Origin of the sequence: Plantibacter sp. lyk4-40-MEA-4 (assembly GCF_030209415.1) — a bacterium.
In the GTDB taxonomy this organism is placed as follows: domain Bacteria; phylum Actinomycetota; class Actinomycetes; order Actinomycetales; family Microbacteriaceae; genus Plantibacter; species Plantibacter flavus_A.
Genome location: NZ_JARVSA010000001.1, coordinates 88,546 through 101,131 on the forward strand (window position 1 = coordinate 88,546; position 12,586 = coordinate 101,131).

Annotated in this window: 15 protein-coding genes; 8 read left to right on the top strand and 7 right to left on the bottom strand. The window is 69.3% G+C overall.

Annotated features, from left to right (window positions below; genetic code table 11):
- Positions 1–82 precede the first annotated feature (82 nt).
- Entirely contained in the window at positions 83–763 is a 681-nt protein-coding gene (locus QRN44_RS00465; RefSeq protein WP_285038002.1) for a M15 family metallopeptidase, read from the top strand.
- A 42-nt stretch (positions 764–805) separates the two neighbouring features.
- Here the strand turns inward: QRN44_RS00465 and QRN44_RS00470 are convergent, their stop codons facing one another.
- Positions 806–1,471 carry a metalloregulator ArsR/SmtB family transcription factor gene (locus tag QRN44_RS00470; protein WP_350310082.1) on the bottom strand — a complete coding sequence of 222 codons (666 nt, stop codon included), beginning with the start codon at positions 1,469–1,471 and terminating at the stop codon, positions 806–808.
- A gap of 114 nt (positions 1,472–1,585) precedes the next feature.
- Between QRN44_RS00470 and QRN44_RS00475 the strand changes: the two genes are divergently transcribed.
- From QRN44_RS00475 to QRN44_RS00490, 4 genes are read left to right on the top strand one after another with little or no spacing between them, the layout of a single operon-like run.
- Complete coding sequence (locus QRN44_RS00475; protein WP_064295666.1) at positions 1,586–1,846, top strand: DUF6458 family protein; 261 nt, start codon at positions 1,586–1,588, stop codon at positions 1,844–1,846.
- Between the two features lie 23 nt (positions 1,847–1,869).
- Entirely contained in the window at positions 1,870–3,150 is a 1,281-nt protein-coding gene (locus tag QRN44_RS00480) for a serine/threonine-protein kinase (RefSeq protein ID WP_285038004.1), read from the top strand.
- Positions 3,151–3,176: 26 nt separating this feature from the next.
- A complete protein-coding gene (locus QRN44_RS00485) occupies positions 3,177–3,662 on the top strand; it encodes a hypothetical protein (protein WP_285038005.1) in 486 nt (161 codons plus the stop codon).
- Positions 3,659–4,222 (top strand): SRPBCC family protein, encoded by a 564-nt coding sequence (locus tag QRN44_RS00490; RefSeq protein ID WP_079003340.1) that lies wholly within the window; start codon positions 3,659–3,661, stop codon positions 4,220–4,222. Before QRN44_RS00485 ends, QRN44_RS00490 begins: the two co-directional genes overlap by 4 nt.
- Before the next feature lie 23 nt (positions 4,223–4,245).
- Here the strand turns inward: QRN44_RS00490 and QRN44_RS00495 are convergent, their stop codons facing one another.
- From QRN44_RS00495 to QRN44_RS00505, 3 genes are all read right to left on the bottom strand, one after another.
- The gene (locus QRN44_RS00495; RefSeq protein ID WP_285038006.1) at positions 4,246–5,040 is read right to left on the bottom strand and encodes an SDR family NAD(P)-dependent oxidoreductase; all 795 of its coding nucleotides are present in this window, start codon (positions 5,038–5,040) and stop codon (positions 4,246–4,248) included.
- 152 nt (positions 5,041–5,192) lie between these two features.
- Positions 5,193–6,857: an MDR family MFS transporter gene (locus tag QRN44_RS00500; protein WP_285038164.1), complete on the bottom strand. Its 1,665-nt coding sequence runs from the start codon at positions 6,855–6,857 to the stop codon at positions 5,193–5,195.
- A 32-nt stretch (positions 6,858–6,889) separates the two neighbouring features.
- Positions 6,890–7,597: a TetR/AcrR family transcriptional regulator gene (locus tag QRN44_RS00505; RefSeq protein WP_285038007.1), complete on the bottom strand. Its 708-nt coding sequence runs from the start codon at positions 7,595–7,597 to the stop codon at positions 6,890–6,892.
- Positions 7,598–7,680: 83 nt separating this feature from the next.
- Here QRN44_RS00505 and QRN44_RS00510 point away from each other — a divergent pair, with 83 nt between their 5' ends.
- From QRN44_RS00510 to QRN44_RS00520, 3 genes are all read left to right on the top strand, one after another.
- Complete coding sequence (locus QRN44_RS00510; protein WP_079003343.1) at positions 7,681–8,271, top strand: TetR/AcrR family transcriptional regulator; 591 nt, start codon at positions 7,681–7,683, stop codon at positions 8,269–8,271.
- Between the two features lie 213 nt (positions 8,272–8,484).
- The gene (locus QRN44_RS00515) at positions 8,485–9,042 is read left to right on the top strand and encodes a hypothetical protein (protein WP_285038008.1); all 558 of its coding nucleotides are present in this window, start codon (positions 8,485–8,487) and stop codon (positions 9,040–9,042) included.
- 98 nt (positions 9,043–9,140) lie between these two features.
- Positions 9,141–9,881: a hypothetical protein gene (locus QRN44_RS00520; RefSeq protein ID WP_285038009.1), complete on the top strand. Its 741-nt coding sequence runs from the start codon at positions 9,141–9,143 to the stop codon at positions 9,879–9,881.
- A gap of 36 nt (positions 9,882–9,917) precedes the next feature.
- On the opposite strand, the gene QRN44_RS00525 is transcribed toward QRN44_RS00520, so the two are convergent.
- The 3 genes from QRN44_RS00525 to QRN44_RS00535 form a co-directional block, all read right to left on the bottom strand.
- Entirely contained in the window at positions 9,918–10,967 is a 1,050-nt protein-coding gene (locus tag QRN44_RS00525) for an aldo/keto reductase (RefSeq protein WP_175117883.1), read from the bottom strand.
- A gap of 58 nt (positions 10,968–11,025) precedes the next feature.
- Complete coding sequence (locus tag QRN44_RS00530; RefSeq protein ID WP_285038010.1) at positions 11,026–12,018, bottom strand: hypothetical protein; 993 nt, start codon at positions 12,016–12,018, stop codon at positions 11,026–11,028.
- 79 nt (positions 12,019–12,097) lie between these two features.
- Entirely contained in the window at positions 12,098–12,445 is a 348-nt protein-coding gene (locus QRN44_RS00535; protein WP_285038011.1) for a GntR family transcriptional regulator, read from the bottom strand.
- Positions 12,446–12,586 lie beyond the last annotated feature (141 nt).

Sequence of the window (12,586 nt, forward strand, 5' to 3'; positions counted from 1 at the left end):
CGACGCCCGCGCAACCGCCGTCGAGCTGGACTGGGAGCCCGGTCGTCGCGTGCCGAACACCGACGACCGCCGAGGAGGAACCATGCAGCACGACATCCAGCACCAGCAGCAGCCGCACCGCCGCGCGGGCCGACGGAGCACCGTCGCCCGCAGAGGCTCCGACCGAGCCGTCGTCGTCCTCGCCGCCACGGCCGTCGCCCTCACCGCCGCGATCGCCCTGGTCGCGTGCACGGGCGTCGCGCCGACCATCACCCGCGGGATCACCGCGCTGGCCGAGCGGCCGTCCGGAGACGCGCATGCCGGAACCGCGACCACGACGGATGGCGCGTTCGGGGCCGACGACGGTGTGCTGGAGGAGAACCGGTACTCGGCCTACGACACCGACCTCCCGGCCATCGCAAACCTCGATGCGGACCTCCTGGAGGCCGTCCAGCAGGCGACCGACGCGGCGGCGCAGGACGACATCGCGCTGTACGTGAGCTCCGGCTGGCGGAGCACGGCGTACCAGCAGCACCTGCTCGACGAGGCGATCCTCCAGTACGGCAGTGAGGCGGCCGCCCGGCAGTACGTCGCCACGCCCGAGGGCTCCTCGCACACGCGCGGGGCGGCCGTCGACATCGGTGCGACGGACGCGGACTACTGGCTCATCGAGCACGGCGCCGACTACGGCCTCTGCCAGACCTACGCGAACGAGATCTGGCACTTCGAGTTGGCGACCGTGCCCGGCGGCGAGTGCCCGGAACTCCTGCCCGACGCCGGGTGAGGTCGGTGCCGCGACCAGCTGCCATCGCAGGGCGTCCCGCTCCTACCCGACGGCCGGCGCCAGCCGACTGACGAACTCGTCGACGCGGAGACGGATGTCCCGGAACGCTTCGTCGAACGCCTCGTCCGTCGCAGGCGCGGCAGGGTCGGGGATCGACCAGTGCAGGTCGTCCCTCCCCTCGAGTTCCTCGTGCGCCCGGTTGCACACGGTGATGACGAAGTCGCCGTGCCGGAGGACCTCCGAGGTCGCGCGTGGGACCCTCGGACGGATCCGGACGCCATGGCGCGCCGCGGCCCGAACCGCGCCCGGGTTGACCTCGCTCGCCGGCCGACTACCCGCCGATGCGACGGGGACCTCGCTGCGGTCCCGCCAGAGCGCCTCCGCCATCTGCGACCGCGCCGAGTTCGCCGTGCAGACGAAGACGACCCGCGCCGGGGCGCTGATCGGTTCGGGCGCGAGGCGGTCGAACGCCCCCGGGACGAGCCGCACGTAGTTGCGGCGTCCATCGGACTCCGATCGCGAGCGCGAGAGGATCCCCGCTCGTTGGAGGACGCTGAGGTGGTGGGAGACGAGGTTCGACCCGATCCCGAGAGCGAGCTGGATCTCGGTCGGTGAGAGGTCACCGAGCGCCAGGAGGTCCACGATGCGCAGCCGCGCCGGCTCCGAGAGCGCGGCGAACTTGGACGCCCTTACCGCCAGCGACTCCACCGACACAACCCCCGTTGACTCAACCGTGATTGACTCAATAATAGGCTGAGACGTCCGTGAACACCCCTTGAGCGATCCGCTCGAACTCACGGTCGTCGAGAAGAGGAGCTACTCATGGGTCTCGGAACCGGAATCGCCCTGATCGTCATCGGCGCCATCCTCGCCTTCGCCGTGAACGTCGACGTCCCCGCTGTGGACCTCACGCTCATCGGGTACATCCTCATGGCCGCCGGCGCAGTGGTGTTCCTCATCTCGCTCGTGCTCGTGCTCCGCCGTCGACAGGTCTCCTCGACCACGCGCTCCGCCGTCGACCCCGGTAGCGGCGAGCGCGTCACCCGCCGCAGCACGACCGACAACGACGGCCCCGTCCTCTGACGACCGGACCGACCGCGCCACCCATGACCGACCCGGCTACCGCGCCGCCTCGCACCGGCGAGCTCCTCGACGGTCGGTACCGACTCGAGCGACCGATCGGTGCCGGCGGGATGGCGACCGTCCATCTGGCGACCGACGAGGTGCTCGGGCGCAAGGTGGCGGTCAAGCTGTTCCGCCCGGGCACGACCGATGCGACCGACGGCGCCAGGACCACTTCGGAGACGCGCCTGCTGGCGTCGCTGAACCACCCCGCCCTCGTCACCCTGTTCGATGCCAGGGTCGTCGCCGGCGACGGTTCGTACCTCGTCATGGAGCACGTCGACGGTCCGACGCTGTCCCAACGCATCGCCCGGTCGCCGCTTCCGTCGTCCGAGGTCGCCGCGATGGCCGTCGACCTCGCAGAGGCGCTCCACACCGTGCACGCGGCGCGGGTCGTCCACCGCGACATCAAGCCGTCGAACGTGTTGCTGCGACCGACGATCCTGCCCCACCAGGAGTATCGCGCGAAGCTTGCTGACTTCGGCATCGCGTACCTCATCGACAGCACCCGGATGACCGCGCCTGGCTCGTTGATGGGCACGGTCGCCTATCTCAGCCCAGAGCTGGTCCGTGGTGCGGACCCGGCGATGCCAGCCGACGTGTACGCGTTGGGACTCGTGCTCCTCGAGGCGCTGACCGGTCGCCGCGCCTATCCGCAGACCACCACGCACGATTCCCTCATGGCGCGGCTGAACGCGCCGCCGACGATCCCCGGCGAGCTCGGGTACCAGTGGAAGTCGCTCCTCACCGCGATGACCGCGTCCGAACCGGCCCAGCGCCCCACCGCCCTCGAGGTGGCGGTGGCCGTCCGTGGCATGGATCCCGCGCTGGACCCGGCGGATGCGACCGTCGCGACCTCCGCACCGCTGGTGACGGCAGACCCGGAACCCACGGCTGCGACCGAACGGCTCGACTCGGCGACACCGCCCGCCACCGCACCGGAGGGATCGACGGGGCTCCTGACGGCGACGACACCGCTCGCGCCGAGGGCGGACACGCCCGCCGAGACCGGCCCGACCGCGGTGCTCGACGGCGCTCGCCGCTCGGAGCGACGTCTCGACGGCGGTGCACGGCGCCAGGCCGCAGCGCGCCAGCCGCGGCGCCTTCGACGCTGGCTGATCCTCGCGGCCGTGCTGCTGGTGATCACCGTCGCGGTCGTCTGGATCCTCGTGTCCCAGGCGCAACCGCCCGCTCCGACGCTGCCTTCCCTACCCGAACCGTTGTCGACGCATCTGGATGAACTCCTGCGGGAGGTGACGCCATGAGGCACCGACGGAGGTCTGGACTCGGGTTGATCGCCACACCCCTCATCGTCGTCGCCCTGCTGAGCGGTTGCGCCGGGGCGCCAGCCGACCTCGAGCCCGCGACCGGTCAGCAGTTGCAGAGCAGCGTGCTCGGGGTGGCGAACGCGGCCGCCGCCGGCGACACGACGGGTGCACTGAGCGCACTCGACGCACTCGAAGCGAAGCTGGCTGAGGCGGAGGCGTCCGGGGCTGTCTCGGCGGCCCGCGCGACGACCATCCGAGCCGCCATCTCGGCGGTGCGAGCCGATCTCACACCGGCCACCCCCGCCCCGACCCCGACCCCGACCGCCGAGCCCAGCTCGGTCGATCCCGTCACCCCCGTCGAACCGGTGACGCCGACGGATGACGGGAACGGGGACGACTCCGGGAAGAATGGGGACAAGGGTAAGAACGGCGACAAGGGCAACGGCAACGGCAACGGCAACGGCAACGGCAACGGCAACGGCAACGGCAACGGCAAGAAGGATAAATGAAGCGACGAGGAAGCACCGCAGCCGGGCCCGACGACGGATCGAACGAGCCCCAGACCGACGAGACGACGAAGCGGACCCGGGCGGCGGAGGACGGCGTCTCGACCGTGCAGCACAGCATCGTCGTCGACCTGCCGATCGCGGCCGTCTACAAGCAGTGGGTCGACTTCGAGTCGTACCCGGAGTTCTTGCCGGCTGTGCGCGAGGTGAAGCTGACCGGTGAGGTCTACAGTCGCTGGACCGTCGCGATCGGCAAGCTCTCGCGTCAGTTCCTGGCCGAGATCCTGGAGCAACTCCCGGAGGAGCGCCTGGTCTGGCGCACCATCGAGGGCGACGTCTGGTTCAGCGGCGACGCCGCGTTCGAGGCGATCGACAAGCAGCAGACCCGCGTGGACGTCACGGTGCACTGGAAGCCGGTCAACGCGATGGAACGCACCGCGGCCGCGCTCGGCCTCGCCGGACGGGTCGTGCGTGGGACCCTCCAGGCGTTCAAGACCTACATCGAGTCCACCGGAGGGCCCTCGGGCCACTCCCGCGTCAAGGTCGTCTCCCCGAGCGGGTAGATGACGACCGCGAGCGCGACCGATCAGCTCATGAACGGCCGCAGGTCCGGATAGCCGGTGGTCTGCCAGGCCCCGTCCACGACGAGGTTGTCGCCCGAGATGTACGAGGCGTCGTCGCTCGCGAGGAACAGTGCGGCAGCGGCGATCTCCTCGGGGGCGGCGGCACGACGGAGCGGGATGCGCTCGTCGTACGCGGCCTGCACACCGGGGATGTCGGTCAGCGACTTCGTCAACGGCGTCGCGACAAGGCCCGGTGACACCGCGTTCACGCGGATCCCGTGCTCGCCGAGTTCGAGTGCCGCCTGCTTCGTGAGCATGACCGCGCCGGCCTTCGCCGCCGTGTATCCGACGCCGAAGTGCATCGGAACGAGCGAGTTGAGGGAGGCGATGTTGACGATCGCGCCGGCCTTGCCCTCGGCGAGGAACTGGCGGGCGGCGAGACGCGTGCCGTTGAAGGCGCTGTAGAGGTTCAGCCGGACCGTGAAGTCCCAGTCCTCGAAGGAGATGTCGGTGATCGTCCCGGCACGTGATCCACCGGCGACGTTGAAGAGCGCGTCGAGCGTGCCGAAACGTTCGACGGTCTCGGCGACCAGCGCGGAGAAGTCCGCCTCGTCGGTGACGTCGGTGCGCCGACCCCACACGCGCTCACCGAAGGTCTCGGCGGCGCTCGCGACCAGCTCGGCGTTAATGTCCGCGACGACGACCGAGGCGCCCTCCGCGATCAGCCGCTGGGTGATCGTCGCCCCGATGCCGGACACGCCCCCGGTGACGATCGCGACCTTGCCGGCGAACCGGCCCTGGATTGATGCACTCGACATGATGCCACTCCGTTCTGCTCACCGGCTCTGGCGAGCATCTCCAGCATACGCATCTATAAGTCACATGTCAGATAGTTCCAGATGGCCCTCAGCATGACGACGCCGGCCCCGGGACGAAGCGTCCCAGGGCCGGCGTCAGGTGGCGCTGAGGCCTACCGCGGCGACTGCTCGCGATCGGCGTCCGTCCCGACGCCGTCGCCGCCCGAGGCCCGGTCGGGCGAGGGCGCCCCGCTGGTCGAGGCAGGCACCTTGCCGCGCGCTGCAGCCTCGAGCGACTCGGCCTCGTCTCCACCGACGGCCTCACCGCGGGCGACCAGCCCGGCGACGTCGGACAGCGGGATCTGCTTGAGGAACAACGACAGCAGGAAGGCCGCGCCGATGAACGGCAACAGGTACCAGAACACCGGAGCCAGAGCGTCGGCGTAGGCGGTGACCACACCGTCGCGGATGCCTGGCGGGAGCTGGCTGAGCGTCTGCGGGTCGATCGTCGCCGCCGCGTTGGAGGCGTCCCCAGCACTGGCTCCCGAACTCGCGAAGACATCCTTGAGGTTCGCGGTGAGCCGCGTGGTGAAGATCGTGCCGAACACGGCGACACCGAGCGACGCACCGACCTCGCGGAAGTAGTTGTTCGTGCTGGTCGCGGTTCCGACCATCGACGCGTCCACTGAGTTCTGGGCGACGAGCACGACGACCTGCATGATCAGGCCGAGACCGGCGCCGAAGAAGAACAGGAAGACGCAGATCAGCCAGATCGGGGTGTCCGCCGTGAGCGTCGTGAACGCGACCATGGAGGCGGCGGTGATGAGCGTGCCGATGACCGGGAACATCCGGTAGCGACCGGTCCTGGTGATCAGGTTCCCCGAGACGATCGAGGTACCGATGAGGCCGACCATCATCGGGATCATGAGGAGGCCCGATGCGGCTGCCGAGGTGCCGGACGACATCTGGAGGAAGGTCGGCACGAAGCCGATCGCCGAGAACATGCCGAGGCCGAGCGTGAGGCCGATCGCGGTCGCGTTGATGAACGTCGGGTTCTTGAACAGCGACAGCGGGATGATCGGATCCTTGGCGCGAGCCTCGGTGATGACGAAGAGCAGCGCGGCGAGCAGCATGCCGATGCCGAACATCCACGTCTCGATGGCACCCCAACCGTGCGCGGCGTCGCCACCGAAGTCGGTGAAGAAGATGAGGCAGGTGGTGAACGCCGAAAGGAAGATCACGCCGAGGAGGTCGATCGGCGCGGTCGCCTTCTTGTTCGGCAGCTTCAGCGTGAAGAACGCGATCGCGAAGGCCGCGATGCCGACCGGGATGTTGATGTAGAACGCCCACTGCCAGGTGAGGTGGTCGACGAAGAAGCCACCGAGAAGCGGTCCACCGACGGCGGAGAGACCGAACACCGCGCCGAGCGGGCCGAGGTACTTGCCGCGCTCGGAGGCGGGCACGATGTCGGCGATGATCGCCTGCGACAGGATCATGAGGCCACCGCCACCGAGGCCCTGGACGGCACGCCAGACGATGAGCTGCGTGAAGTCGCCCGCGAACGCACAGCCGACGGAGGCGATCGTGAACAGGGCGATCGCGACGAGGAAGAGCCGACGACGGCCGAGGACGTCGCCGAACTTGCCGTACACGGGCATGACGATGGTGGTCGCCAGGAGGTAGGCGGTGGTGAGCCAGACCTGGTGGTCGACGCCGCCCAGCTGTCCGACGATCGTCGGCATGGCGGTGGAGACGATCGTCTGGTCGAGGCTGGAGAGCAGCATGCCCGCGATGAGGGCGGCGAAGATGATCCAGATGCGGCGCTTGGTGAGCAGCATCGGGCCCTCGGTGGGTGCGGCGGTGGCGGCGGTCACTGGAGGTCCTTTCGGGGAGTGGGGTTCGTGTGGGGGTTCTGGGGCGCGGCGGCGGGAGGTCCGGCGTCGGGATCGTCGGGCTCGAGGATGGTGCGATAGGTCGCCAGGCAGTCGCGGATGGAGCCGACGATGTCGAACTCGCCGCTCTGGCCGAGGTCGGCGACGCCGCTGCCGAAGACGCGCGTCATCGTGGTCTTGATCGCCATCCCGAAGAGGTCGGCGCAGGCGCGGGCACGCGGGTCGTCTGCCGGGACGCCTTCCCGCGTGGCGATGAGCTCGACGAGCAGTTGCTCCCGCTCACGGTTGAGGCCCATGAAGCGGACCAGCAGCTTGGGTTCGCGCTCGAGGGCGGCGTGGAAGTCGACGTGCTCGGCCAGACCGAACCCGGATCGCTCCGCATGACCGGCCGCGATGAGCATGAAGTCGTCGAGCACGGCGCGCCACCCCCGCGAGCCGAGGGCGAGGAACTCGGTGGCGAACCGCTCGGTCTCCTCGGTCTCGTCGACGCCGAGGACGGCGTCCTCCTTGCTCGGGAAGTAGTTGAAGAAGGTGCGACGCGAGACGCCGACCTCCTCGCAGAGTTCCTCGATCGTGAAGCCGTTGAGCCCGTGGGTGGCCGTGAGCCGACGCGACACGGTCGTCAGCCGCGCAGCGGTGGCGGCCATCCGGTCGGACAGCCGATTCGACGAAGTTGCACTCTGCATCACGAAGTGCAGTATTGCACTCTCCGGTCTGGGGTGCAACTTGCGGCACGAGCCGCCCAGTCGGGCCTCACTAGAGTGAACGCATGGACCCTCGTCAGGCACGAACCCGCAGTGCCCTCCGCGACGCGATCCACACCCTCGCGGCGGCGAAGCGCATCGATCAGGTGACCGTGGCGGAAGTGTCCCGGGTGGCGGGTATCACGCGCGACACCTTCTACCGTCACGCCGCGACGCCCGTCCACCTGCTCGCCGACGTGCTCGGCGAGGAACTGGATGAGACGCTCCGGGCGCACGCCGATCTGCCGGCGCACAGCGACTCGACGCTGAGCGTCTTCGACGAGTCCGAGCGCGACCTCCTGCGTCACGTCGCCGAGCACGCGACGATCTACCGCAACGCCATGCACCCCCGGCTCATCGGACCCCTGCGCGATGCTCTCACCGAACGGATCGAGCAGGCGCTCGCGCACCACCTCGACCGACACCCGCACATCGCGCCACCCCGCGAGGACGGCATCACGCCCGAGCGACACGTTCGGATGCTGGTGGCCTACGCCGGTGCCGGCACGGTCGCAGCGATCGAGGAGTGGCTGCGATCCGGAGACCTCGACGACATCGACGCGGCGGCCCGCACGGTCATCGCCGCCTCCCCCGCCTGGTGGCTCGGCCGCTCCTGACCCTGGGTCCGACGCCAGCGCGGTGCGCTGAAGCGAGCGCGGGTCACCGACGTGGGCGCGCCCCTCCGGAGACCCGCGCTCACGTCCCCGGGGTGCGCTCACGTCAGCGCACCGCGCTGACGCGAAGGCCTCATTCGCGACATATGTCGGTGTAGGCATATCTGCTCTGTGGATAACCCGAAGGGCCTCCTCGACCGGCCGTAGCGTCGAGGAATGTCAACGACCTCCCTGCCTCGAATCGCCCCCGCTCTCGCTGTCGCGATAGGGCTCCTCGCGCTCACCGCGTGCACTGAAGCCGCGCCGGCACCCCCTCCGAAGAGCACTCCGCCAGTCTTCGAGAACGAGGAACAGGCCCTGGCCGCGGTGACGGAGACCGTCGGTTCCTTTGTCACTGTCGTGAACACAATTGGTGCCGAAGGCGGACAGGAACCAGAACGGCTCGACCACCTTCTCGCGCCCGAACTGAGAGATGCAGAGACTGCAGGATTCGCAGATATGGCTGCGAAGAGCTGGAGGACTACCGGCGAAGCCACCCTTCAACGCGTTGAGCTCGTCCAGTGGTGGCCTCGGCCGGACGCTGTCGGCGTGATCGCAATTGCGCAAGCGTGCATCGACTACACCGGCGTCGATGTTCTGGACTCCAGCGGAACCTCAGTCGTCAATCCAGAGCGAGATCAACTCCGGTCAACGGAGCTTCAGCTCATCGCAACGGACGGGGAACTGCAGATATCAACGAAGAAGCCTGTTCTGGAAAGCGAGATCTGCTCATGATCAGAAGAGGCGCTCTAGTGCTCGCTCTGATCGCCGTTGTATCGCTCACTACTCCTGTCACGTCGGCATCTGCAAACAACTGCACCGAGGTGGACTACATGAACGGCGCTTGTATCGGCAACGGCTCCGTCGACATCGGTGGCAGTGTCGAGCAGCCTGGTTCGGGTGGAGGCGGTGGTTCCGGCGGCGGGACGGGCGGAGGGGGAGGTGGCGGTTCGGCCGAGTTGCCACCCGGGGTGACCGACGGTCCTAACGGTGAGCGGACGGTCTGCAGCCTCATGCGGCCTGACGAGTGCTACACCTTCACGCCCGGCGACCTCGGCACCGACCTCGGAGCAGCACCCGCCGCGCAGCCCGTCACGATCCGCGACGTCGCCAGCTTCGCCCCCGCCGCCCCGACCGTCACCACCGAACCCGCCGCCTGGGGTGTCCGTGGGCTCCACACGAACGTCATCGCAGGTGCTTCCGGACACACCCGCACCGGCACGCTCCTCGGTCAGGTCGCGGAGGTGCACTTCATCCCCGTCGGCTTCACCTTCGACTACGGCGACGGCGAGCATGCGACCGTCCGGACCGGTGGATCCAGCTGGGCCGCCCTCGGACTCGCGGAGTTCTCCAAGACCCCGACCAGTCACCGCTACACGACGGTCGGAACCAAGACCATCACCGTAGACGTCGAGTACGCCGCCGAGTACCGCATCGGCGACAGCGGGTGGCTCCCCGTCATCGGAACCCTGCCGATCCCGACCGAAGAACCCCACACGGTCCAGATCGTCCGCAACTCCACCATCGGCGTCGACAAACCCTGCCGACCCGGCAAACCCGCCATCGGCTGCTGACCGCGTGACCGAGAACGTGCTCGAGCTCGGTCCCGATCAGATGAGCCCCTCGCGGCCGCCCGACACCCAGTTCGGGTCGGCGGCCCGCGCACCGCTGACTTGGTCGGCGTAGGTGTCGATCTCGGACCGGATCTCGTCCGTCAGCTCCACCTGGAACGCCTCGAGGTTCGCGTGCAGGTGCGCGACGCTCCGGGTGCCGGGGATCGAGACGACCCGTGCGCCGAGCTGCTGCCCGCGGTCGTGCACCCAGGCGAGCGCGAGCGCCTCCGCGGTCGTCCCGATGCGGCGGGCGAGGCTCCGGAAGCGTGCCGCGAGTTCGAGGTTCGCCGCGAGGTGCTCGGGCTGGAAGCGCGGGAAGTTCGCTCGCGTCCCACCGAGCGGCACCGTCTCGGCCGTGAAGTCCTCGGTGAACAGCCCGCGCGACAGCGGTGAGAACGCGACGACCGTGACGCCGAGCTCCGCCGCCGTCGGGACCACGTAGGTCTCGATGTCGCGGCTGACGATGCTCCATTCCGACTGGATCGCGGCGATCGGGTGCACGGCGTGCGCACGACGGAGTTCGTCGCCCGTCGCTTCGGACAGACCGATGCGGAGGACCTTGCCGGCGGCGACCAGTTCGGCGAGCGCTCCCACCGTCTCCTCGATCGGTACGTTCGGGTCGACGCGGTGCTGGTAGTAGAGGTCGAGGTGGTCCGTGCCGAGGCGGGTGAGCGTCCCGTCGATCTGCTCGTGGAGGTGAGCACGGTCGCCGCGGATCCCTCGCTTGCCGATGCCGCCACCGGTGACGATGCCGACCTTGGACGCGAGGAAGACGTCATCACGGCGCCCGGTCAGGTACCGGCCGAGGAGCTCCTCGCTCCTGCCCTCGCCGTAGACGTTCGCGGTGTCGATGAGGTTCACGCCGCTCGCCAGGGTGGCGTCGAGGATGGTGGTGACCTCGGCGTCGGCGATCGCCCCGTAGGTACCGGCGATGGACATCGCACCGTACCCGATGGCGCCGACCTCCGCGGCGGTGTCACCCGTGCCGATCGTGGTCGAGGGCAGTGCGGTCGTGGTCGGCTCCGTGGCCAGGGGCGCTTCGCTCATGGATTCACCGTACGGCTTCACGACAGGTTCGACGTCCGCTTCGTCACGCGGTGCAACGTCAGGCGCGCGATCCGGCTCGGGCGACGAGCGCCTGCAGGAGTGCGGCGGGTTCCTCAGGGTCGTCGATCGTGATCGCGAACTGCTTGCCGGAGGTGCTCGTGACGACGAGTCCGGGCCCGGAGCGCAGCACGACGGCCGAGCGACCGGGCATGATCCGGTAGCCCCAGCCGCCCCAGTCCATCGGGCGGATGTCGGTGGCCTCGACGACGTCGACCTGGTCGAGGGGGATGCGCTTCATGGGGATGCCGAAGAGCGAGACGACGCGGAGGCCGCGCCAGTCGACGCTGATCCGGAGGCGAATGAACGAAGCACACAGGAGGGTCGCGACGGCGAGGATCGACAGACCGAACATCGCGACGCCCGACTCGCCGCGCAGCAGGATCGGCGTGTAGGCGACGGCGCCGATCGCGACGAGTGCGAGGGTGAGCCAGAGGAACAGCAGGGCCGTGACGCTCCGACTCCAGGCACCGACCTCGGTCTCGCCGAGGTCCATCGGCGCGGGCCGAGCGGCTGCCCCGGCGAGCAGCGGCTGAGCCGGCAGGATCATGGCGGGGATCACGCCCCAGAGCGAGCACGCGGCGAGGGGGACGACCCACCAACCGAGGACGGCACCGTCGACCGAGCCGGCCTGCAACGTGAGCCATGTCGGGATGACCCAGACGGAGGCGGCCGACCCGGCGGCGATACCGATGAAGAGGATGATCATGCGCTTGGTCCGCATGGCGGGCCGCGGGAGGGCGAGCAGGATGGCCGCTGCGATAGCGGCGACGGACGCGATGATGAACGTCACGAGGAAGACGCGCGCGGCGGGCATGGAGTCGTCCGGCGCCCCGGTGCCCGACCAGTGCGAGGCGACGTCGGCCGGGATCGCATCGCCCCAGACGAGCCGGGTGAGTGCGATCGCGATCGCCGGGACGGCCATGGCGAGGCCGGCCAGGACGATTCGTCGGCGCGCTGATGCCGCCGGTGGCGGTGTGGTGGTGTCGTGCATGTGCTCCCCCTGAGCTGCTGAGGTGGTCTGATCGCCGGTGTCGCCGATCGACGTGGTCGTGCGGTGGCGTCGGCGATCGTCAGGTGCGTTCGATCATCCGGCTGAGGTCGTTCGGGGTGATCCCGAACTTGCGTGCCTCGGTGACGAGTTGGGCGACGAGTTCGTTGACCCGGACGAGGCCCGGGACTGCGTCCTCGTTCACCCACGCGCCGCGGCCCTGTCGCATGCCGATGAGTCCGTCGTCGCGAAGCTCCCCGTAGGCGCGGAGGACCGTGTGCATGTTGATCTGCAGTGCTCGGGCGAGGTCGCGGGCAGGCGGGAGGCGCTCGCCCGGTGCCAGCGCGCCCGTCGCGATACCGGAGCGCACCTGCACCGCGATCTGTTCGGCGAGCGACACCGTGGAGGTGGGATCGACGCGGAACAACATGTTTGCAATGCTACTAGAACAATGCCGCCTGTGCCCGCGACATCTGTGGGATTGAGGTCGGCGCGGTGCGCTGACGCGAGTGTGCGCCACTCGGCGCGGGCGCACCCCACAACCGTGAGCGCGCCCCTCCGGAGATCCGCG